The sequence below is a fragment of the Rhodococcus sp. G6(2025) genome (assembly GCF_058628105.1).
This window is the reverse complement of sequence record NZ_CP179750.1, coordinates 4,421,526-4,443,711: the sequence shown is the minus strand read 5'-3', so window position 1 is coordinate 4,443,711 and position 22,186 is coordinate 4,421,526. Positions and strand designations below refer to the sequence as shown.

Annotated in this window: 21 protein-coding genes and 2 pseudogenes; 11 read left to right on the top strand and 12 right to left on the bottom strand. The window is 62.1% G+C overall.

The features are described from left to right. Positions 1 to 30 precede the first annotated feature (30 nt). Positions 31 to 1,044, bottom strand: coding sequence for an alcohol dehydrogenase catalytic domain-containing protein (locus ACLIVD_RS20350; RefSeq protein WP_283334001.1), 1,014 nt, complete (start codon positions 1,042 to 1,044; stop codon positions 31 to 33). Between the two features lie 143 nt (positions 1,045 to 1,187). After that, positions 1,188 to 2,474 carry an MFS transporter gene (locus ACLIVD_RS20345; RefSeq protein WP_283352138.1) on the bottom strand — a complete coding sequence of 429 codons (1,287 nt, stop codon included), beginning with the start codon at positions 2,472 to 2,474 and terminating at the stop codon, positions 1,188 to 1,190. 104 nt (positions 2,475 to 2,578) lie between these two features. On the opposite strand from ACLIVD_RS20345, the gene ACLIVD_RS20340 reads away from it, so the two are divergent. Continuing rightward, positions 2,579 to 2,962: an ArsR/SmtB family transcription factor gene (locus ACLIVD_RS20340; protein ID WP_283334005.1), complete on the top strand. Its 384-nt coding sequence runs from the start codon at positions 2,579 to 2,581 to the stop codon at positions 2,960 to 2,962. A 1-nt stretch (position 2,963) separates the two neighbouring features. On the opposite strand, the gene ACLIVD_RS20335 is transcribed toward ACLIVD_RS20340, so the two are convergent. Next, positions 2,964 to 3,992, bottom strand: coding sequence for a 3-isopropylmalate dehydrogenase (locus ACLIVD_RS20335; protein ID WP_491932906.1), 1,029 nt, complete (start codon positions 3,990 to 3,992; stop codon positions 2,964 to 2,966). 416 nt (positions 3,993 to 4,408) lie between these two features. On the opposite strand from ACLIVD_RS20335, the gene ACLIVD_RS20330 reads away from it, so the two are divergent. The 5 genes from ACLIVD_RS20330 to ACLIVD_RS20310 all read left to right on the top strand — a co-directional run bounded on the left by ACLIVD_RS20330 (position 4,409) and on the right by ACLIVD_RS20310 (position 7,817). After that, a complete protein-coding gene (locus ACLIVD_RS20330) occupies positions 4,409 to 4,816 on the top strand; it encodes a hypothetical protein (protein WP_280784288.1) in 408 nt (135 codons plus the stop codon). After that, positions 4,813 to 5,697: an alpha/beta fold hydrolase gene (locus ACLIVD_RS20325; RefSeq protein WP_283352139.1), complete on the top strand. Its 885-nt coding sequence runs from the start codon at positions 4,813 to 4,815 to the stop codon at positions 5,695 to 5,697. Before ACLIVD_RS20330 ends, ACLIVD_RS20325 begins: the two co-directional genes overlap by 4 nt. 192 nt (positions 5,698 to 5,889) lie before the next feature. Continuing rightward, entirely contained in the window at positions 5,890 to 6,339 is a 450-nt protein-coding gene (locus tag ACLIVD_RS20320) for a PaaI family thioesterase (protein WP_317569744.1), read from the top strand. A 108-nt stretch (positions 6,340 to 6,447) separates the two neighbouring features. Then, positions 6,448 to 7,185, top strand: coding sequence for an IclR family transcriptional regulator (locus ACLIVD_RS20315; protein ID WP_005253146.1), 738 nt, complete (start codon positions 6,448 to 6,450; stop codon positions 7,183 to 7,185). Between the two features lie 269 nt (positions 7,186 to 7,454). Then, positions 7,455 to 7,817 carry a hypothetical protein gene (locus ACLIVD_RS20310; protein ID WP_283352141.1) on the top strand — a complete coding sequence of 121 codons (363 nt, stop codon included), beginning with the start codon at positions 7,455 to 7,457 and terminating at the stop codon, positions 7,815 to 7,817. Here ACLIVD_RS20310 and ACLIVD_RS20305 read toward each other — a convergent pair. The 3 genes and pseudogenes from ACLIVD_RS20305 to ACLIVD_RS20295 all read right to left on the bottom strand — a co-directional run. Further along, a complete protein-coding gene (locus tag ACLIVD_RS20305; RefSeq protein ID WP_283352142.1) occupies positions 7,725 to 8,714 on the bottom strand; it encodes an LLM class F420-dependent oxidoreductase in 990 nt (329 codons plus the stop codon). The genes ACLIVD_RS20310 and ACLIVD_RS20305 overlap by 93 nt on opposite strands. 387 nt (positions 8,715 to 9,101) lie before the next feature. Continuing rightward, entirely contained in the window at positions 9,102 to 10,478 is a 1,377-nt protein-coding gene (locus ACLIVD_RS20300) for a class-II fumarase/aspartase family protein (RefSeq protein ID WP_491930526.1), read from the bottom strand. 264 nt (positions 10,479 to 10,742) lie between these two features. Beyond that, positions 10,743 to 11,137: pseudogene (locus ACLIVD_RS20295) on the bottom strand (DDE-type integrase/transposase/recombinase); the annotation flags it as partial. A 45-nt stretch (positions 11,138 to 11,182) separates the two neighbouring features. Between ACLIVD_RS20295 and ACLIVD_RS20290 the strand changes: the two are divergent. The 4 genes and pseudogenes from ACLIVD_RS20290 to ACLIVD_RS20275 all read left to right on the top strand — a co-directional run. After that, a complete protein-coding gene (locus tag ACLIVD_RS20290; RefSeq protein ID WP_283352144.1) occupies positions 11,183 to 11,512 on the top strand; it encodes a carboxymuconolactone decarboxylase family protein in 330 nt (109 codons plus the stop codon). A gap of 71 nt (positions 11,513 to 11,583) precedes the next feature. After that, positions 11,584 to 12,375, top strand: a complete 792-nt coding sequence (locus ACLIVD_RS20285; RefSeq protein WP_317569746.1) for an enoyl-CoA hydratase — start codon at positions 11,584 to 11,586, stop codon at positions 12,373 to 12,375. Between the two features lie 314 nt (positions 12,376 to 12,689). Next, the gene (locus tag ACLIVD_RS20280; RefSeq protein WP_317569747.1) at positions 12,690 to 12,953 is read left to right on the top strand and encodes a hypothetical protein; all 264 of its coding nucleotides are present in this window, start codon (positions 12,690 to 12,692) and stop codon (positions 12,951 to 12,953) included. 49 nt (positions 12,954 to 13,002) lie between these two features. After that, positions 13,003 to 13,116, top strand: a pseudogene (locus ACLIVD_RS20275) (IS5/IS1182 family transposase); the annotation flags it as partial. Between the two features lie 529 nt (positions 13,117 to 13,645). On the opposite strand, the gene ACLIVD_RS20270 reads toward ACLIVD_RS20275, so the two are convergent. From ACLIVD_RS20270 to ACLIVD_RS20250, 5 genes are all read right to left on the bottom strand, one after another. Continuing rightward, a complete protein-coding gene (locus tag ACLIVD_RS20270; RefSeq protein ID WP_491930525.1) occupies positions 13,646 to 15,082 on the bottom strand; it encodes an aldehyde dehydrogenase family protein in 1,437 nt (478 codons plus the stop codon). 277 nt (positions 15,083 to 15,359) lie between these two features. Further along, positions 15,360 to 15,890 carry a MaoC family dehydratase gene (locus ACLIVD_RS20265; RefSeq protein ID WP_283334012.1) on the bottom strand — a complete coding sequence of 177 codons (531 nt, stop codon included), beginning with the start codon at positions 15,888 to 15,890 and terminating at the stop codon, positions 15,360 to 15,362. A 3-nt stretch (positions 15,891 to 15,893) separates the two neighbouring features. Continuing rightward, positions 15,894 to 16,871 carry an HpcH/HpaI aldolase/citrate lyase family protein gene (locus tag ACLIVD_RS20260; protein ID WP_491930524.1) on the bottom strand — a complete coding sequence of 326 codons (978 nt, stop codon included), beginning with the start codon at positions 16,869 to 16,871 and terminating at the stop codon, positions 15,894 to 15,896. 7 nt (positions 16,872 to 16,878) lie between these two features. Continuing rightward, positions 16,879 to 18,090 carry a CaiB/BaiF CoA transferase family protein gene (locus ACLIVD_RS20255; protein ID WP_491930523.1) on the bottom strand — a complete coding sequence of 404 codons (1,212 nt, stop codon included), beginning with the start codon at positions 18,088 to 18,090 and terminating at the stop codon, positions 16,879 to 16,881. Further along, positions 18,087 to 19,277: an acyl-CoA dehydrogenase family protein gene (locus ACLIVD_RS20250; RefSeq protein ID WP_065491288.1), complete on the bottom strand. Its 1,191-nt coding sequence runs from the start codon at positions 19,275 to 19,277 to the stop codon at positions 18,087 to 18,089. Before ACLIVD_RS20250 ends, ACLIVD_RS20255 begins: the two co-directional genes overlap by 4 nt. A gap of 370 nt (positions 19,278 to 19,647) precedes the next feature. Here ACLIVD_RS20250 and ACLIVD_RS20245 point away from each other — a divergent pair, with 370 nt between their 5' ends. Beyond that, positions 19,648 to 20,388, top strand: coding sequence for a GntR family transcriptional regulator (locus tag ACLIVD_RS20245; protein WP_491930522.1), 741 nt, complete (start codon positions 19,648 to 19,650; stop codon positions 20,386 to 20,388). Positions 20,389 to 20,459: 71 nt separating this feature from the next. On the opposite strand, the gene ACLIVD_RS20240 is transcribed toward ACLIVD_RS20245, so the two are convergent. Further along, positions 20,460 to 21,767, bottom strand: a complete 1,308-nt coding sequence (locus ACLIVD_RS20240) for an MFS transporter (RefSeq protein WP_491930521.1) — start codon at positions 21,765 to 21,767, stop codon at positions 20,460 to 20,462. Between the last annotated feature and the right edge of the window lie 419 nt (positions 21,768 to 22,186).

Sequence of the window (22,186 nt, the reverse complement as noted above, 5' to 3'; positions counted from 1 at the left end):
AGACAGTCGATCAACCGTTGCCGAGAACGGTCACATCGTGAGGACCATCCGATAGCGTGCGCGTCCTTCCTCCATCGCGGCGTAGGCCTCCGCCGCTTGGGCCAGGGGCCGTTCCTCGATTCGGGCGCGCACGCCTGACAGGACCGCGAAGTGCATCGTCTCTTCGACGTCGCGGGCGGTGCCGGACGGGTGGCCGGTGACATCGACGCCGGGAGTGATCAGCTGTAGGGGGCTGATCGGCAGTGGGTCGGGCGTGACACCGACGACCGTGAGTTCACCGAACGGAAGCAGCCCACCGACCACATCACCCATCGCTTTCGAATTCGCCGCGGTCCCCAGAACCACGGATACGCCACCGAGAGCCTGCAACGCTTCGCTGACGTCACCGGCGGTGGAATCGATGTAGTGGTGGGCGCCGAGCTGGCGGGCGTCGTCGCCTTTGTCTGCGCCGCGGGCGATGGCGACCGTCTCGAAACCCATCGCCCGGGCGAACTGCACACCGAGGTGGCCGAGTCCGCCGATGCCGAGGATGGCGACGCGGTCGCCCGGGACGGCCCTGGTTTTGCGCAGCGCGTCGTACGTGGTGACTCCGGCGCAACTCATGGGTGCTGCTTCGGCGAAGGACAATTCGTTCGGAATCCGGGCCAGTGCGTTTGCTGGAACGGTCACCGACTCGGCGTATCCGCCAGGGTACTGCCAGCTCGGCACCTGCAACTTCTCGCAATGAATGAAGGAGCCCTGACGACAGGGGATGCACCGGTTGCAGTGCCCACCGAACCAACCCACAGCGACGCGGTCGCCGACGGTGTAGTGGTCGACGCCGTCGCCGAGTTCGGCGATGGTTCCGGCAATCTCGTGTCCAGGTGTCAGGGGCCAAGACATGTCCGGGAACGCGCCGTTGACGAAGGCGTGGTCGGTGCCGCACACTCCGCACGCCGACACCGCGATGCGTACGTGGTCGCGCGGGGGCGACCCTGTTTCGACGTCGACGAGTGTCAGCGGTTCGCCGGGGGCCTGGACGTGAACTGCCTGATGGGTGGGCATCTGTATTCTCCCTGTCTGTCGTCCTGGGCGATCGAGAACCAAGTTTCAGTGAAGCCCCTCGGCGGAGCTCCTGACAAGGGTTGACGGGGTCCAACCCATCGACGTGGAGACAAATGGTGCCCGGCGACACGACCCTCCGTGTGTCATGGCCGCGCCGCTTCCAGCAGTGCTTCCTCGGCGGTGGCATCCGTCTCCCCGCGGATCACGTGCTCGTCCGGGGCGCCGGGGCTCAGGTGTTCGGCTGTGCTGATTCGCACGGTGATCAGGGCTGCGAGGGAGAATGCCATGACGGCTGCCGCGAACGTGATGATGGCTGCGCTGAAGGGGAGGAATTGGATCAGGTAGCCCGTTCCCACGGGTAGTAGAGCCGCAGGAATGTAGCCGGCAATGTTCAAGGTCGCGTTTGCTTCGGCGCGATGGTTCGAGGCGATGCGGGTGCCGATCAGCGTCAATGCCGCAAGCTGGCCGAGGCCCTGTGCGGCGCCGGCAAGAAGTGCCGCGATGACGAACAACGCCGGTGTAGGGGAGATGGTGACGCTCGCTGTCAGCGTCGCCATCGAGACGAACGCGGCAGCGGAACTCAGGGCGAGATGGGTTCTGGTACGGAGATGTGTCAGGGCGAACTGAATTCCGGTTGCTACCAGAAACATGCCGCATGCCGCCGCGCCCGCGAGTAGCGGGCTGGGGGCGTCGATGCCGGTGACAAGGACTGTCGGCCCGAGGGAGAGGAAGAACGAGGTCGAGGTGATGCCCGGAGCGAATGCTGCTGCTCCCCAAGCGAGTTCACGGCGATTCGGGCGAGGAACGGAAGGCCATGACCAGAGAGGTCCGACAGGACCGTCCTCTGCGAATTCGCGGTGGAGTGGCAACCGTATCGCGACGACCAGCGTCAGCGTCGTTATCGCGAGCACGATTCCGAATATCCAGGACTGTGGTGTGTCGATGAGCTGGGAGAGCGCCCCGGACAGGAGGGGGCCGAGTCCGGCACCGAATACCATTGCAGCGGAGGCGATCATAGATCCGGTCCGGCGCCGGTGATCGGGGGCGAGATCGATCGTCGCCGACATGCCCGCGGTGACGGCCGCGCCGACCGCGGCGCCGGCCAGCACCCTGGCCGCCAGCAACCACAGTACGTCCGTGGCCGACAGGAAGAGCCCCGCCGCGGTGACCGCGGCGATCAGGCCTGGGACGAGCACGATCTTCCGCCCGTATCGATCGGCGAGTTTCCCGGCGACGAGCAGGGTCCCGATCAGCCCGACCATGTACGCCCCGAACACGATCGTCAAGGTTCCGGAACTGAATCCCCATTCCGCTTGCCAGCGCGTGTACAGCGGTGTGGGTGCGTTGGACAGCACGAATACGGCTGTCACCGTGCTTGCGGCGGCCAGGGACCACCTCAGTTCCTTCGGGCCGGCCGAACTCTTTGCCATCGCTGTCTCCTCTTCCGCACCCGGTTCGATACCGGTCGTACTAGTACGAGAAATGTCGTACAGAGATGGTACGACAAAATTCGTACTAGCGCTATGCTGGATCTATGACCGACCTTGCGCAGACCTATCGCACGAGCGACAGCGAAGAGCCTTCTCTGCCGACGCCGCTACCCGAACCGGCGGCATCGGAGATCCGTCTGGAGCGGGTCATGGGCGTCCTCGCCGACCCGCTGAGACTCACGATCGTCAATCGGCTGTTGACCAGCTCCGAGGAATACGACCACACGTGCGGATGGTTCGGATTCGACCGGCCGAAGTCGAGCCTCACCCACCACTTCAAAGCGCTCAGGGAGGCAGGTGTCATCCGACAGCGGCAGCACGGGCTCGAGCGACGAAGCCGAGTCCGCATCGAAGACCTCGATGAGCGTTTTCCCGGCCTCGTGGAACTCATTGCGGACTGGCAGCCGGCCGATGGCGAAGCAGTGTGAGTCATTCGGAGCGCACTCGGCTCCTGATCTGCTCACCGATTTCCTCGGTGGAGCAGGATTCCTGTCCGCGGGATGCGACGTGGTCCTGAACTGCCTGGTCGATGGCGTTCGCTTCACGTGACAGCCCGAGGTGATGCTGATGCAACATCAACGCGACCGAGAGGATCGCGGCTGTGGGATCGGCGACTCCTCGACCTGCGATATCCGGGGCGCTCCCGTGTACCGGTTCGAACATGCCGGGGTTCCTCCGTGAGCCGTCGATGTTTGCGCTTGCCGCCAGCCCGACACCCCCGCCCAGTGCGGACGTGAGATCGGTGATGAGGTCGCCGAAGAGGTTGTCGGTGGCGATGACGTCGAATCGGGCAGGGTTAGTGACGAGATGCAGCATGGCCGCATCGACGAGCATGTGATCGACCTCGACGTCCGGATACAGCGCTGCCAGGTCGTCGGCAGCGCGGGTCCACAAGGAGCCTGCGAAGGCGAGAACGTTCGGTTTGTGCACGATCGTCAACCTCTGCCGCCTGACCGTGGCGCGCTCGAACGCCTCCCGGAGAAGTCGATCGACGCCGAAGCGTGTGTTGACACTGACTTCCGTAGCGACTTCATGGGGCGTTCCGACGCGGAGTGCGCCCCCGTTGCCGGTGTACGGGCCTTCGGTTCCCTCCCGGACTACCAACAGGTCGACATTCACATCTCCGGCAAGCACTCGAGGCGCGCCGGGCATCGTCTTCGTCGGGCGTAGGTTGATGTGATGATCTAGCGCGAAGCGCATTTCGAGAAGGATGCCACGTTCCAGTGTGCCGGCGGCGACGGTGGGGTCGCCGATCGCACCGAGCAGGATCGCATCGTGATGCCGGATCTCGTCGAGTGTTTCCGGGGCGAGCAGGCGACCTGTTGCCCGGTAGTTTCGGGCGCCCAGGTCGAAGTAGCTGGTGTCGATGGTGGGGGCAACCTCGTGCAAGGTCCTGACCGCCTGGGCGATGACTTCGGGCCCGATTCCGTCCCCGGGAATGACTGCAATTTTCATCAGATCTCCGAACTGTGAACGTGGGACTGGGTCCGCGCGTGACGAGTCGCCCAGCCCGAGTGCAGGGGTGCATCGGGCGGAAGGGGCGTCGGTCCACAGAAGCTATCGCGCTCAGCCAAATGCTGGAATAGCGGTGCCACATAGTGAGATTCACGTCAACCGACGAAGCCTGTGGAGCATGCGCGTCTCCGAGCGATGCAGTTCGGCGCTGGGCGGGGTGTGTCGGGCTCGGACATCGGAGGTCCACGTCAGCGTATTGACAAATTGTGAGCCAGTACACATACTCGAAAGTGACACGGCGTACCGCTGAACGGCACAGTCCTGCTAGGGGGCGGCCCGCGGTTGTCATGTCTCGCGAACCCCACGCCGCCCGCGTGTGATCGCAGGTCGAATAGCGACTTACTGGAAAGGGAAAGGCCATGCCATTTGTGGACACGGAGAGGTTCACAGAGGCGCTCAACTTGGATCCCGAATTCAAGATTGCGGCGCGCTTCTGGAACGCCATCGTCCGGTTGGAGATCGGCGATGAAACCTACGTGCTGGTGATTCGTGACGGTCGACTCGACTCCATGGCACCGCCCGAGGGCAACAACCTCATGACGGTTGCGCGGAACTACGACATCGAGATCTCGGCGTCGATCGAGGAATGGAGCAAGTTCTTCCAGCGGGTGCCTCGCCCGTTCTATCAGGACCTCTTCTCGGCGGTCACCCGGCACAACTTCCGCTATGGGGGAGACATGAAGATGTTCTTCGCCTACTACGCCGCGCTCCGGCGACTGTTCGATTTCATGCGTTCGTACACCAACGTTGCCGAGGAGGCGAAATGACCACGACGAAGTTCGACAAGGCGGTCGGGCGGTACGTCCATCTCACGATCGACGACGTCGAGTACCGGGTCTACTACGAGGAGAGCGGGTCCGGGATCCCGCTGCTTCTCCAGCACACCGCCGGCTGTGACGGCCGCCAGTATCGTCATCTCCTCGAGGACGAGGAGATCACCTCGCACTTCCGTGTGATCACGTGGGATCTGCCGTATCACGGGCGGTCGCTTCCACCGCTCTCGGTGCGATGGTGGGAGCAGGAGTACAACCTGACCCAGGACTTCTTCATGAAGTTCGTCGTTGCCCTGGCCGAGGCCCTCGGCTGCGAGGACGCGGTGTACATGGGTAGTTCGATGGGCGGCAACCTCGCCCCCGATCTGGCCCTGCACTACCCCGGCGTGTTCCGTGCCGTGATCGCGCTCGAGGCGGCGCTGCATTCGCCCGGCTTCTACCTCGACTACTGGTTCCACCCCGAGATCAGCAACGACTCCAAGCCGGCGGCGATGTACGCGCTCACCTCGCCGACGGCGCCCGAGGTCGGCCGCAGGGAAACGACCTGGGTCTACAGCCAGGGGTCCCCGCCGGTCTTCAAGGGTGATCTCCACTACTACAGCGTCGAGCACGATCTTCGGGAAACGGCACAGAACATCGATACGTCGAAGACCGCCGTGTACATCCTCAACGGCGAATACGACTTCGCGACGGGACCGGAGGAGGCCGAGGAACTCGGCGCGCGGATCGAGGGTGCGAAGGTCGTTCCGATGGCGGGACTCGGACACTTCCCGATGAGCGAGGACGCAGCCCAGTTCTTCCGGTGCATCAAGCCGGTGCTGTGGGAAATCCGTGACTCGGCCGTGCCGTCGAAGGTGCTCTCGGCTACCCAGTGACCCACTGACCGGTTGCGCGGCCGGCAGTGCTCGTGGTGGTCACGAGGCACGAGGCCGGCGCAACCTCGCGGGCCGCCGACGAGCGAGTCTCCAACCTCGCCGTCGGCGGCTCCGCGCCACCCATCATGTCGCGACCCGACTCGATGGGTACGAAAGATCGAAGCCAGGATGGAAGTAGAAGTTGAGGTGGGCGTGAGCGAAGTCGAATGGGACGAGGTGCACGACGGTGGGTTCATCGGGCTGATCGGTCCACTGCTGCTGCGGCGTCGCGGAGAAGGCGGTGCACGGGAATACGGACTGCGGTGTGAGCCCAAACATCGAAATCTTCGGGGAGTCGTGCAAGGGGGCCTGATCATGGCCTTCGCCGACCGAGCTCTCGGTTCGACCGCCCTGGCGGAAACCGGCACGCAGAACATGGCGACCGTGCAGCTGAATGTCAGTTTCCTCGGTATCGTCCGGGTCGGTGACCTCTTGACGAGCTCACCCCGTATCGTGCGGCGCACGGCATCGATCGTCTTCGCGGACTCCGACCTGCGGGTGAACGACTCGGTGGTGGCAACGGCGACGGGCGTCTTCAAGATCCTCGCGGACAGTTCGACGCCTGTCGGCGTCGGCGCGGCCGCCGAGAGTCGCCTTCGGTGAGTCCGTAGCGGATATCAAGACTGGACATTTCGAGATACTGTGCCGATAATCGGCACAGTACGAAATGTTGCACCGCGCGGAGCGGCGGTCGAGGGAGAGGAACAGTAGGTGCAGGGCATCGAACGAGGTTTGCGCGTACTCGAAGCTGTGGCGGAGAGCCAGCCGGTCGGAGTAGGCGAACTGTCACGCACCCTTCAGTTGCCGAAATCGACCGTGCAGCGGACTCTTCAGGCACTCGCATCCGCCGGCTGGATCCGCAGCGATGAGAGCGAGTACACGCGATGGAAGCTCACGTCACGGGCACTCGCCGTGGGCCGGCGCGGCTGGGACAAGGGAGACTTGCGAACGGTCGCGCTCGAACCGATGCGTGAGCTGCGGGATCTGACGAACGAGACCATCACACTCCAGGTCCGTGACGGTGCGGAACGGGTGGTTCAGATCGAACGCATGGATTCCCATCAGGCGGTTCGCACCTTCATCAAGGTCGGCAGCACATGGCAGCTACCTCACACGTCGGGGGGAATGGCGATCATGGCGCGCCTGCCGGACGACGAGGTCGACAGAATTCTTTCCAATCCCATCCAGCAACTCACTCCGCAGACCGACACCGATCCCGAATCGATCCGGAAGAAGATCGAGGAGATTCGCCGCGTCGGGTATGCGGTGAACGTCAATCAGAACCGGATGGGAGTATGTGCCGTCGGGGCAGCTGTGCTGGGGGAGGGGGGATGCCCGGTAGGTGGCATCGGTATCTCGATGCCGGAGACCCGTTTCGACGAGCATCGTGTGCCCTGGTGGGGAAAGCAGGTCTCCGACACTGCAGCGAACGTGAGTTCACTGCTCTGATCCGTCGAGCACTCTGTCACCGGATTCCACAGCTTGCTTGCGTTTGTGGCTCTGCACGGCGACCACAACGACTGACTGATGCCCGGTCGCCGATCGAGCCAGCCGCGAAAGCTACCCGTCGAAGCCGGTCGGTAGTGAAATCGGAGCGGGGGTTCGTCGTCCCCAGGACGTCTTCCGGATCGGACAGCTGCATCGTTACTACACTCGGTGGAAGCGACGCCTGGGCACGGGGCGCGGGGGCGCGGTGACAATCGATAAGGAACAGTCCCGTGGCTGCAACAAGCACGCGCCTTGTCGTCTGTCCCGGCGCGATCGCCGGATTCTCCGCTCTCGCCCTGATCGCGAACCCGGCAATCGGTTCGGCCACTGTTACGTGCTCGTCGACGGTGACCAACAGCGCAACCACCATCAGGGTTGCGCTCCATGATATCGCGGTCACCGAGGCGCTCAATCACGGTGAGGCGCAGACCTTCCCCTTCGATGCGCCGGTGTACGACAAGACCACCTCGATCGACGAGATCGAGTACGCCGATATCTCCCTATCGTGGGTCCGAAGAACCCGATATCTTATCGGCTACCGTATGTTTCAGCGTTTTGTTGACACGGTGGAAGATCTCGAGTGCCGTGTCTAGCATTCTTCTGCTATCGGTGAACCAAGGATCTTGAAGGTTCAGATCGATGATCAGCTCGTCGACGCCCACTTCCGACGCGGCGACGACGTCCTCGCCAATCTGGTCGATCGTGCCGACGAAAGGTGTGCGTTCAGCCCCCGCAAGCTCGGAGGTGAGAGTTATATTTGCACAGACGATGTGCTCGAGGTGCTCGGCGGAGCGACCTAGTTCGACGGCTCGCTCGCGGATCTTGTTCCAGGTGGATTCGATCTCCTGGAATCCTTTTGAGCCGAAGGGAATGGACAGCCATCCATCGGCTCGAGAAGCGATTCGTTCGATGGTCCGGGGGTTACCTCCGCCGCCGATGAGAACAGGCACTCGTGACGCCGGCTTCGGGCCGACGATAGCGTTGTTGACGATCGTGCGTCGTCCTTGGTAGCTCACTGGATCCGGTCCCCATGCTGCCGCGAGGACGTCGAGCGTCTCGTCGAGGTAGCGTCCTCGAAGATTAGGATCCGCTCCTGCGGCGCGCATTTCGTCTTTCGACCATCCGGCGCCGAAGCCCGCGACGAATCGGCCTTCACTGATCTGATCGATTGTTGCTATTGTTTTCGCCAGTTGGAAAGGAATATGTTGCGCGGCGATGAGCACGCTCGTCCCAAGACGCACGTGACTGGTTACCATCGCGGCAGCGGCAAGTACGCTGAGTGGATCTGCGGTTTGCCGATAATAGGATGGCCAATCGCCGCCGGGCGGATCAGAGTATGGATAGGGTTCCTCGGGCGTTAGTGGATAGAGGCTTCGCTCATAGACCCAGAGGCTGTCAAATCCGTTATTTTCCGCAGTCTGAGCCACCTCGGTGACGTCTAGACGAAGGTTCACCTTGTCGCGTTGTGGTATCCGAAGTCCAAGTTTCAATTCTTGTTCCTTACGATTCGTCAGCCCAGCGCTTGCGTTCGGCCTTGTTTCGACGGCATCTTGTGTGGTGTGCGCGACAAGGTAGTCACGACCGCCGGTGGGTTCTCTGCGCTCGTGCCCGCGTGAACCGAATAGGGCACGAGTGTGCGTTCGAAATCAACTTCTCTGGAACGCCGTACAAGTTGAGTGGATCGTTCCCGTCGCTGGCCTTGCTCGCCGTACGATTGAACAGGTGTCGGATCCGTACGGTGATCGTTTCTCGGGCGTAGCGTTTCAGTGTTTCGAACTCCTCAACCTCCCCTCCACCTGCTGCCTGTCAGGGCACGCTTCGCCAGAACTTGATGTTGTCGCAGGCGGCAGAGCTGAGCCAACGAACTAGATGCCGGGCTATGGGCTGATCGAGGGTCGGTCCTCCGCATCAGCGGTGAGCGCGCGACTGATGCGGTCTGCCACCTCGGGCGCGAAACCTAGGTATTGTGTTGGATCAAGAGCTTTCATTATCCGATCTTGCGACAGGTGGGAGGCTACTCGTTCATCCGCCGTCGCAACCTCGGAGAAGTTCAGGTTTCGAACGTCGGCGGATCGAGTCAACTCAACGAGAAGGTGATGGGCATGATCACGTCCAATGGATGAGTCAAGAATCATCATCAGAGATTCGGCGTTGACCTGGCCCCCGGTGATTCCGACATTTCTTCGCATACGCTCGACATTTACTTGCAAACCTTCCAGCAGATGGTTCAGATCGGCTGCCATCGCGCCAGATCCAACCATCAACTCAGGGACAGTCAGCCACTCGACAGCCCATGCCCCCATGTCGCGTTCGTGCTGGTGAGCGCCATTTCGGAGTAGCCCAGCGGATAGGCTTTGCGCAATTCGTGCTTTGGCTACGATGCCTTCGGAAAGGTGCGGATTTCGCTTTTGCGGCATCGTCGATGATCCGATGTGACCAGGCTGGAGAGGCTCGACCAGTTCCCCAAATTCTGTGGATTGCAGGCGAATCACCTCTGCCGCGATCCTCTCGGATACACCAGCGAGGAGGGCCATCAAGGAACCTAGCTCGGCTATGCGGTCTCGAGTCGCGTGCCAGGGCGCCACCGGTTCCGTAAGGCCGAGCCGCGATGCCACACCCGCTTTTACTTCGAAGGCACGGTCACCGTACCCTGCCATGCTTCCGGCGGCACCGAAGATCTGAACTGTGAGAATTCGATCGCGCGATTCTGCTATGCGTGTTTGTAACCGCTGCAGCTCATCTACCCAGGTAGCGGCCTTCAGACCGAATGAGATCGGAACGGCGTGTTGTCCATGCGTTCGACCAACTTGAGTAGTGTTGCGATGCTTCAGAGCGAGCGACGCGGCTGCCTTCGTGGCTGCAGCTACATCGCGCTCAATACCCTGCAGTGATTGACGCAGTTGAAGGGCTTGACCGGAATCCATAATGTCTTGAGAAGTCGCACCATAGTGCACGAACTGTCCAAACTCTGTGCCAACCAACTTCTCCAGCGCATTAACCATCGGAACGATTGGATGCTGTGTTGCGCTGACGTGTTGGCGCAGCTTATCGATATCGAAAAGATCGCTCTGGCAGTGCGCTGAAATACGCTGCGCAGCTTCGGCCGGGATGATTCCGAGTTCAGCCTGAGTTTGTGCTAGAGCGCGCTCTACATCCAGCCACCCCTGCAGTCGTTGCGGTCCGTCGAAGATCGCACGTTGTTCGGCGTTGCCGAAAAAGTCACGTAGCAGGTCATCGTCAAGTCCCACGCCCATGGTTCCGCCTTCTTTGTCGGTTTGTGCGCAGGCGATCCGCGCCGCAGCTCAGTTTGTTGGCATGCCGTTCCGCTAGGCGGCACGCCGCGTGTTGATAGTCCAACACCGAGTCTGCGTTGTCAATTCCCGTTTTCAGTAAGTCGGAGATAGCGTCGCTGGTCGGGCCATGATGGCCGATCTGATGTTGTCCACGGTTGACCATTCTGGCTGCTGCTCCCACGGTGCCCCAGGTCTATGCCGAGCATTGAACCAGCGAACTCACTCGGCCGTCTCCCGCTCCGTCTCGGCCCGTCCGGTCCATACCCATTCCCAGCGGAGGGGCTCGGTCGTGTAGAGCCCTATGGCCGATTCCATAATGGCACTATCGAGGGTGTCGGCGACGCCGCTGATCGAGCCCGTGATCCCGGATTCGGCCAACGCCTCGGTGAGCGCGAGCGACGTGTACTGACTGCCCGTGTCCGCGTGATGCGCCAAACCTGTTAAAGTGAAACGGAAATCAGTCCTCCGTCGCGTGAACAGCGCTTGTTCGAGGACGCCGCTGAGCAACGGCGTGGCCTCATAGTCATCACCCGCCAACCTAGAATTCGGCGGGAGAAGACATCGACGCAGAACGCGGAATAGGCGAAGCCGGCCATCGACACGTAGGTGTCGTTGGCGACCGTTGTCTCGAAACGCTATTCGAGCCATTATCCGAAGGAAACTTGATGACTGTGATGACGCACAACCATCGCACGGCGCCGCTCGGTGACCGAGCCAGCTCGATGGGTCAGGCGCTGGCCGCCTTCAACGCCTCGGTCTTCACCGGACCCGGTGAGATCCCCCGAAAGTACCGAGAACTCATGGCCGTGGCGGTTGCACTGACCACGCAGTGCGAAGGATGCATCAAGGTGCACACCAATGATGCCGTCGCCTGCGGTGCAAGCGATGAAGAGTTGGCGGAGGTGACCTATATCGCTGCCAGCCTCAGAGCCGGAGGTGCTGTCGTGTACGGCCTCAAGTCCCTCGCGTCCGCCGAGCGTATCCGCAACAGCTAACTACCCCTAGGCCGAGTGCCATCAGCGCCCAGCGGCTGCATCGTCCTGCTGCTGGTTTAGAAAGGGAGACGATGACCGACTCGAGAATTGGCTCGGCGTCAATCGGCATCAGCGCCGACGGGCCCATTGGGTGGATCACTCTGATGGATCCTGATCGACGTAATCCACTGTCGGTGAACATGATGCGAGGGATTCGGGACGCTCTCGGCGCGTTGGGAGGCGATAGCTCGATCCGAGTGATCGTGCTCCAGGCGAGTGGGGCGGCATTTTCTGCCGGCCACGACCTCAATGAACTCGTTGGGTGCTCTCTCGATGACGGACGCGCGGTCTTCGCTGCTTGCATCGAGATGATGCAGGCGATACATCGTGTTCCTCTACCGGTCATCGCCTCGGTGCAGGGTGTGGCACTCGCCGCGGGTTGTCAACTCGTCGCTGCCTGTGACCTGGCGGTGGCCTCGTCTACGGCTCGATTCGGCACTCCGGGGGTGAAGATCGGCTTGTTCTGCTCGACACCGATGGTCGCCCTTTCCCGTGCGATCGGCAGAAAGCGGGTCCTACGGATGCTCCTCACCGGTGAGATGATCGATGCGGTCACGGCGGAGACCTGGGGGCTGATCAACCTTGTCGCCGAACCCCAAACCCTGACCGAGGTAACGCGATCGTTGGCGGAAACGGTTGCGGGGGCGAGCGCACTGACCCTGGCTACCGGGAAAGAAGCCTTCTACCGGCAAATCGAATTGTCCGAGGACGAAGCGTACCGACAGATGCAAGAGACGATGGCAGTGAATGCCACCACTTACGACGCGCAGGAGGGGATTGCCGCCTTTCTCGCCAAACGTCCCCCTGTCTGGCAACACCGCTGACTGCCCCGTCTCGGCACGACCCTTCACCAGCCGGGCGAAGTGTGGTTCGCCTGCGGGTAGGTTCGTCATTCGGAAGATGCTGGCATCCGTCCGTCCGATTTGGTGGCGACAAGCGGGCGGCAATACGGAGTGGATCGAGTGGGCAACCCAGGACAACACCCGGTCCTGCCATACCTGCGGAAATCACGGTCGGCTCGCGGGGTGTGCCCTACGATTCCGGACGGGACGGCCGTGGCGAGGTTCCCGAGTGCGCTCCTATTGCGCACAGCGCCGACGACCCGGCGACCGACTTGCTGCAGCGGTGAGGATTCTTCATGATTCGTGATGCGGTCGACATGATCGGGGATCGTTTCGGCGTCACCCGGTTTACGATCGACAACCACTCAACGAGTTGTCCGACAAGTCGCCGAGCTGACAGCCAGCTCCACGGCAGTTGGTTACTGTTTCGACCTCGTGAGAATGTCCTCATTGGTGGCGATGTTCAGCCGAACATGCCCGGCGCCGATGATTTCGAAGGCTTGGCCGGCGGAGAGGGTGTGCGGCCCTGTCCAAGAGTATGTCTCGTCTGGATGAAGTGACTTGTGATGCATGATGTGACGCGTGGTGGATGAGCTGTCACTGCGGTTAATGTCGGATGCGGTGTGGGAGATTGCCGAACCGTCGATTCCCGGTTCGTCGCACTGCCGCAGGGGAGGTGGCAACGCACCGGTCGACGATCGGGCGGTGTTCACTGCGATCGTGACGTAGTCACCGGGCTTCGAGGTAAGTCAGTCGTGATCGGGAGGATGGACAGGGCTACGGGTTCCCAGGTCGCGGTCCGTTGCTTCTACGAGCCAGCGGATCGCTACTACCTTTGGGAAATGCCTTCCACAATGCTCTAGCGATGGAGAACGCCCCCCGTGCGGGCGAGGTCGAGCGCCTGTCGCCCGAATAGGGCAGCGAATGCACGGTTTTCGACCTATTCCACGACTATCGTGTGCGAGTAGGACATCACGACGTCCTCGGGCTGGGCCCGATATTGCCTTGGATCCTGAGCGGTTCAGTAAGGTGTCGCAGATCGAAAGACCCCAGAATGCCGACCGGCTCTCCTCGAACCCAGAGTTCGAAGCGATGCCGATCGGCATTGTGGACGACTCGGGCCTCCTCGGGTTTGGTGCATTGCGCACTCCCGTCGACGCCCCAGCTACTGCACCGCTTATGGGCGCTGCGATCTATCCCGTTGATTGTCTCGTCGGCGTACGTAGTCATCGAGAGACGTGATCTGCGGACCTCATAGCCGTGCGGTAATCGTCTTGAGCTGGCAGTAGTGCTTGAGCGCCTCGAAGCCCTTCTCCCGGCCGAAACCGCTCAACTTGTAGCCACCGAACGGTGTTTCGACACCACCGGCGAAATACTGGTTGATGAAGACCTGCCCCGCCTCGATGGCGCCGGCCACGCGATGAGCCCGGCCGTGGTCTCGGGTCCAGACCCCCGCGACGAGTCCGTAGTCGCTGTCGTTGGCGATCTCGACCGCCTCCTCATCGGAATCGAATCGGAGCACCGTCAGCACCGGGCCGAAGATCTCCTCGCGCGCCACGCGCATCGTGTTGTCGACGTCGACGAAGATGGTCGGCTCGATGAAGAACCCGCGGCCCAGCCGCCCTGTGTCGGCGACGTGTCCACCGGTCGCGACACGTGCGCCCTCGCTGGGGCCGAGTTCGAGATACGAGCGGACCTTGTCGAACTGCCCTCGCGTGGCAAGGGATCCGATGTCCGGGTCCTCGATGCCCGGCGCGATGACCGTGGTCTTCGCGTGCTGGACGAGGCGATCGACCAACTCGTCGTGCACCGAAGAATGCACCAGCAACCGGCTGCCGGCAGAACATACCTGCCCCGCCTTGGTGGTGAACGCGGTCCAGGCGCCTGCCGCGGCCGCGTCGAGATCGGCGTCGTCGAAGACGATGTTGGGGGACTTGCCGCCCAACTCGAGAGTCAGCGGAATCAGTCGCTGGGCGGCTGCCCGCATGATCGCCCGGCCGGTCTCCACCGAGCCGGTGAAGACGATCTTGCGGACCTTGTCGTGGCCGGTCAGCGCAGCTCCTGCATCAGCACCGAATCCGGGGACGACGTTGAGAACCCCTGCGGGCAGTCCCGCTTCGACGGCGAGACGGCTCATCTCCAGTGCCGACAGGGGTGTGTCCTCGGCGGGTTTGAGGACCACCACGTTGCCCATCGCCAATGCGGGTGCGATGGCCCGCGCGGCCTGGTTGATCGGCGCATTCCAGGGTGTGACGACACCGATGACGCCGAACGGTTCGTTGCGGGTGTACGAGAGGTAGTCGGGTCCCAGCGGAATCGTCTCGCCGTGTACCTTGTCTGCCGCCCCGCCGTAGTACTCGAAGTATCGTGCGGCAGTCTCGATGTCCACGTTCGACTGCGACAACGTCTGACCGGTATCGAGTGTTTCGATTCGGGCCAGTTCGTTTGCGTGTTCACGCAGTGTGCGGGCGACCTCGAGGAGAATGCGACCGCGAGTGGCGGCCGGGGTGTCACGCCACGAGCGGAAGGCGCTCTGCGCTACGGCAACTGCTGCCTCGATATCCTCCGCTCCGCCGAGCGCGACTTCGGCGATGACGTCGCCTGTGGCGGGATCACGAGTGGAAAAGTACTGCCCACTCTTACTGCGCTCGTCATGTCCGCCGACGAACGTTTCGTAACGCTCTCGCATTGTGCTTCCTATTCCGAGTGGTGCACCCGGGTGACCGGCCGCACCGAGTTTGTGCCGATATATGGCACAGTGTTTCTGTTGATAGCTTGGTTCGTTCCCGCGATCTCTGTCAAGGGCCGGGTGTCCTCCCACCATCGGGGGAACACCCGGCCTGGATCGAAGATCGGAGGGACGAAATCCTCGATCCGCGGATCACGCAGCCGACCCGCAGATCCCATCCGGCTTCGGTGAACGGCTGTGGGTGTTGCAGACGGGAACGCTCCCCAACCGGAGTCGACTATGCGTGCGGCAACGGTCGAGCGGGTTGTTCGCCGCCGCGCGCGTCGCCGTAGCTTCGCTTGGGTACGAGAACTTTGCGTCGGAAGATGCAGACGATCTGCCCGTCCTGCTTGTAGCCGCGGGTTTCGACGTACACGACGCCTCGGTCGTCCTTGGACTTCGAGGGCGTGACTTCCAGGACCTCGGTTTCGCCATAGATCGTGTCACCGTGGAACGTCGGCTTGACGTGCCGCAACGATTCGATTTCGAGGTTGGCGATCGCCTTGCCGGACACATCCTGTACGGACATACCGAGCAGAAGCGAGTAGACGTAGTTGCCCACGACCACGTTGCGCCCGAATTCTGTAGTCGCCTCCGCGAAGTGAGAGTTGATGTGCAACGGGTGGTGGTTCATCGTCAGCAGGCAGAACAGGTGATCGTCGTATTCGGTGACGGTCTTGCCTGGCCAATGCCTGTAGATTGCTCCGACTTCGAAATCCTCGAAGTACCGACCGAACTGCATGTTCTGCACTTTCTCCGTGGTCGTCACTGTTCACACACCGCTCTCTACGGTCTCGGTCTCCGGCTTCCACACATCGAGTCGTTCCATGCCGGCCGCGCGGCCCTGGCCGGCGATGACCAACGCCATCTTGCGGGACGCCTCGTCGATCATTTCGTCGCCGAGCATCACAGCGCCCTTGCGGCCGCCCTGGTCGGAGGTGAACCACTCGTACGCGGCGAGAATGTTTTCGGCGTGGTCGTAGTCGGCCTGGGCGGGACTGAAGGTGTCGTTGGCGGCGTCGATCTGGGCCGGATGCAGCACCCATTTCCCGTCGTAGCCGAGTGCAGCGGCCTGTCCGGCAACCCGGCGGAAGCCGTCGACGTTTCGGACCTGAACATAGGGTCCGTCGATCGCTTGCAGCCCGTTGGCTCGGGCGGCCATCAGGATTCGCATCAGCGGATAGTGGAATGCGTCGCCGACCCCATAGCCCGGTGGCTGCTCACCGATCACGAGCGACTTCATGTTGATGCTCGCCATGAAGTCGCCGGGGCCGAAGATGATCGTTTCGATGCGCGGCGACGCGGCTGCGATCTCGTCGACGGTTATCAATCCGGCGGCGTCCTCGATCTGCGCCTCGATTCCGATTCGGCCTACCTCGAAACCCATGGTCTTCTCGATCTGGGTCAGAGTGAAGTCGAGCCAGGCGATCTGGGCAGCCGACTGCACCTTCGGAAGCATGATGCAGTCGAGATTCTGACCGGCACCTTCGACGACCTCGACCACGTCACGATAGGTCCAGTGGGTCGTGAGGTCGTTGACCCGCACCACGCGAATCTTCGACCCCCACCCGCCTTCGTTGAGTGCCGAGACGATGGTCTTGCGCGCACCAGGTTTCGCGAGTGGAGCACACGCGTCCTCGAGGTCCAGGAAGACCTGGTCGGAATCGAGACCCTTCGCCTTCTCGATCATCTTCGGGTTCGAACCGGGAACCGCGAGGCAGGAACGCCGCGGTCGTTGTGTTCTGGACATGATCTCCCTATCTTGTTTCTTCGAGCTGAAAGGCAGCTGTGGTGTTGTCGAACTGGGCCAGCACTTCATCGGTATGCTCACCGAGTAGCGGTGCTCGCCGGACATGGGTCGGGGGCGCATCCGCGAACTTGATCGGAGAGTTGGCGATCGTCAGCGGGTGGGACACGCCGGGATGATCGACCTCGACCAACATGTTGCGGGCACGCACGTGGGGATCCGCATAGATGTCCTCGACGGTATTGACCGGTGCCACCGGGACCTTGCCGCCGAGTGTTTCCACGATCTGGTCCTTGGTCCGGGTGGTTGTCCACGCGGTCACCGCAGACATGGTGAAGTCACGATTGGCCAGTCGGCTGACGTTGTCCCTTGTGCGTTCGTCCGTAGCCAACTCGGGGCGGCCGATTGCCGCGCAGAGTTGCTGCCAATGTTTGTTGCCCGGCGCGGCGATACTGACCCACCCGTCTGCCGCGGGCACGACATCGAAGGGACAGAGCAGGGGATGGCTGTTTCCCTGCCGGGTCGGTACTTCGCCGGTGTAGGAGTGCTGGTAGACGGCGCGTTCGCACATCGCCAGCATGGCGTCGTACATCGACACGTCGACGAAGCCGCCGACTCCGTCGCGGCGAGCACGGTGCACGGCCGACAGCAGGCCGATCACCGCGAAGAGCGCAGGCACGGTGTCACCGAGACCGGGACCGGTCTTGATCGGGGGGCGGTCGGGCTCGCCGGTGATTTCCATCAAGCCGCTGACGGCCTGGACGGTGATGTCGTACGCCGGCCAGTCCCGCATCGGGCTGCTGCCGGTGCGTTCGTCACCGAATCCGCGGATCGCCGCATATACCAGGTGGGGATTCTTCTCCTGGAGTCGCTCGTAGGACAGCCCCAGCCGGTCCATGACCCCGTGGCGGAAGTTCTCCACGACGACATCGGCGTGCGCGACCAGGTCGAGCAGCGAGGCGCGCCCCTCCTCGGTGGTGAGGTCGAGAACGACACTGCGCTTGTTGCGATTGACGCTCTGGAAATACCCACCGTATGCGCGTAGTTCGTCATCCGGTGCGAACGGTCCCTGCTCTCGGATGAAGTCACCATGAGGGGGTTCGACCTTGATCACGTCGGCGCCCAGATCTCCGAGGACCATGGTGGCGAAGGGACCCGCGAGCATGGTCGTCAGGTCGATCACCACGACATCGTTCAGTGGCCCGGCGGCCGGCGATCTCATCGTGTCTGCCTTCCGAGGATCGAATCCGAGATGATCTTCAGCTGGATTTCCGACGTGCCCTCGAAGATTTTGGTGAGCTTGGCATCCCGCCAGTACCGTTCGACGGCGAAATCGGTGGTGTATCCGGCACCGCCGTGAATCTGCAGGGCCTCACTGGTTACTCGTTCGGCCATCTCGGTGGCGAGGTACTTGACCATCGATGCTTCCACGGTATTGCGCCGGCCGGCGTCGACTTCGGTGCACACCCGGTACATCAGCGATCGGGCCGCCTCCACCTCGGTGGCCATGTGCGCGATCTTGAATCGGATCGCCTGGTTCTCGCCGATCGATCGGCCGAACTGGACGCGTTGCCGCGCATAGGCAACGGAGTCCTCGAGCGCTCCGCGTGCCACGCCGATGGCGCGGGCGGCGGTATGAATCCGGGCGGTCTCGAGATCGCCCATTGCGACCTTGAAGCCCTCGCCTTCGGGGCCGACCATGGAGTCACCAGCGGCGTAGGCGTTGTCGAAGGACAGCTCCCACGTCTTCCATCCGTGATATCCGATCTTGCGTACGGGCGTGCCCGTCACTCCCGGGGGAAGCTCACCCCGAGGCTTCGGCATGATGAAACAGCTGATACCGCGCGATCGGTGGTCGCGGTCAATGGGTGACGTACGGGCGAATACCTGAAGATAGTCGGCTCCGTCGGCGAACGTGCACCACATCTTCTGGCCGCTGATCCGCCACCCGTCCGCTTCTCTGCGGGCCCGAGTCGACAGCGCTGCCACATCGGATCCTGCATCGGGCTCGGACAAGGCAAAGGCACTGAGGAAATCGCCCGTAGCCATCCGCGGCAGGTACTCGCGGCGCTGTTCCTCGGTGAAACCAGCGGTGAATTGTTGTCCGCGAGCGATCAGGCTCGACACGCTCATCCACGCGCGGGCAAGTTCCTCGACGATCAGGGCGTATTCGAAGACCCCGAGGCCCAGCCCGCCGTATTCCTCGGGAATCAGAACACCGAAAAATCCTAGCTCGGCCATCTTCTGGCGCAGTTCCATCGGAATCTCGCCCTTGACCGGATCGAGTTCGTTCGCCACGGGCAGTACTTCCTTGGCGGCGAACTCTCGCGCCATCGCCTGGATCGCGAGGCGCTCGTCGGTGAGATACCCGGCTCCTGACGAACCGACGTCGTCAACTACAGCAGTCATGAGACTTCAACCCTTCATCCGTGCCTATATGCGGCACAGTGTTCCGATATGAATCAGAATGCCCCACCGGAGCCGTATTGGTCAACCCTCCCTCTGACGAGTGGTGGAAACAACGTTGTCTATGCAGGTCAAAGGCGCATTACAACCGACGTCGTGTCCGGTCCTCGTTCTCCGATGTCGGCCAGGACTCGCGCCGTGGGCAGGGTTGCCGGGTGCGTAGAGACGGGAAGTGGTGTGCCGTTATCTGGAATAGCGTGCCGATATCGACTACCATGGTTCGCGTCCGATCCAGATGGGTCGGCCTGCGAAGACAGCACCACGCGGCGATGGTTGATGCCGAAGGGCGACAGGAACGGATCGGTGTGGGCTCATGGGTGTCCGTGGCAACGAACAAGCGCCGGCGCATCGGCGGTTGTCCCAGGCGCTGCGCGAGCAAATCGCCGCAGGCCACTTCCACGGTGGTCGCCAGCTTCCCACGGAACTCGAACTTGCCGAACAGTATGGATTGAGTCGGCAGACGGTGCGGCGAGCATTCTACGATCTCGTGGCGGATGGCCTGGTCTATCGCGTTCCGGGGAGGGGCACGTTCGTCTCCGAACTGGGGAGTAGGCGTCTCCGGCGGCTCGGAGCGATAGAAGAACTGACCAATCTCCCCGCTGGTACCACCACGGAAATTGTCGCGCCTCTGCGACGTAGGGCCGATATCGAAGCCGCAAGCCGTTTACGCCTCGACAATGACTTCGTCTCCACGATCGCGTATGTACGCCGGTACGCGGGGATCGTGTTCGCGATGACGACCGTCCATCTGCCGGATCTGCACGCGCAGCATCTGTGTGGAGGCGCGGGGACGGAGCCGGGCGCGATCGGAGCACACACGATCATCGGTCTTCTGGAACCTCACCTGGCGTCTCCCGTTGTCGAACTCGTGCAGTCGATCACCGTGGCGCCGGCGTCCGAGGAGACCGCCCATCACCTCGACTGCCCCGCCGGACATCCGCTGTTGCGCGCCGATCGTGTGTATCTCGATTCGGACAGTCGGGCAGTCGAGTTGGCGGTCAGCTACTACCTACCCGAGCACTACACCTACCGAAACACCATTGGCAGAAGTTGACGGGTCCTTCTCGGGCCGCCAGAGGCAGCCCGAGAAGGAGCGAATCCCGCGAACAGGGGGAGAAATGTCGATCAGGAATCTTCGCCCGAAATGTCGCTGTGGAACGTTTCCGGCACCGCTATGGCCCCCACGAGCGTGATAATCGCGGTGGCCACGATGTACCACGGAAAATACTGGGAGTAACCGGCATTGGCCAGGCTAGTGGCAACAAGCGGGACCGTTCCGCCGAAGATTGCCACCGAGAGCGAGTAGGGAAAACCTAGGCCGCTCACTCGTACGTGCGGTGGGAAGTTTTCGACCATCACAGCTGACGTGATCGATGTGCAGAGGCTCAACAACAGTAGCCCGATGAGCTGAATGCATATCAGAACCGAAAAGTTCGAACTTGTTATCGAGAGCAGGAAAGGCGTCACGATGACGGTGCCGACGCCGAATGCGTACATGCACGGCTTACGTCCATATCTGTCGGAGATCAGCCCGGCCACCGGCTGTGCGAGTGTGTAGAGGATCAGCGTGATGATGCCGACCGTCATTGCGGTGGTGGCAGAGGCGCCGTTCTGGATCTGGAAGTACGTAGTCAGGTACGTCGCCCAAAAGTATTGTCCAACGCCCATTCCGGTGGCGATCGCAAACACGATCAGGGACTGCCTGGGGTAACGCTGCAGAGCATTGAGCGGGTTGCGGCTGACCGGTGCCGCGCCGCCCTCGTCGGAGACGGTAGTCCCGAGGGTTTCCTGCGTCCCGCGGCGAATGTACCAGGCCACGATCGCGGCCAGGGCGCCGACAGCGAAGGGGATTCGCCAACCGTAGTCCCGCATCGCATCTTCACCGATGAGTGCGACGAACACGGTGATGAAGGCGAGACATGTCAACTTCCCTATGCCCGACGCGACGAACATGAAGCTCGAGTAGAAACCACGTCGGCCGGCGGGTGCGGATTCGACGATGAAGGCACCAGCCGTCGTGTATTCCCCTCCAGCGGACAATCCCTGCAGGATGCGGGCAACGGTGAGGATTATGGGCGCGGCGACACCGATCTGGCTGTACGTGGGGCAGACGGCGACAAGCAGGCTGCCGCCTGCCATGAGGCTGATGGTGAGGCTCAAGGCTCGCCGCCTGCCGTACCGATCTGCGAATAGTCCGATGAAGAGTCCCGCCAGCGGACGTGCGAGGAACCCGACGGCAAAGACGCCGAATGCGCTCAGGAGCGGCACCAGCCCCGAGGATTCCGAAGAGGGGAAGAAGGACGATGCGAAGTAGACCGCGAGGTACGAGTACGCGAGGAAATCGAAGAACTCGACCGAGTGTCCGATGGTGCCGGCGATCAGCTGTCGTCTCGGATTCAAGACAGCCGTTTGATCGGATGTTTCTATCTTCATTGAGAATTGTCTTTCTGTGAAGGCGTTGCTCGTAATTCTGGAAGGCACTCGGCTGCCTGTGGCTCGATGAGGTTCCATTCGTGAGAGAGTTTTGGGGGACTGACCACCCCGGACCCGTGACTTCGAATATCGCACGGGAAATCTGCAATCGGTGCGAGCCCGTCACAGGGGCGTCGATAGTGACGCCGACATCGATCGTGCTGCATAGCGGCACAGTGTGTCGGAAAGTGAGTATCGTGCCTCGGATCACAGTCTGTCAAGGATGCCTCATCGGGTTCGCCCACCAGTCAAGCGTTGTGCGCTGCCGGGCAGGCAGGTCGGCGGAGTAGTGAACGTGCAGGCGGCATCACGGAGAGCATGGGATGCATCTTGGATGCTGTGCCGACTAGCGGTATGGTGTGCCATAGATTGTTCAACTG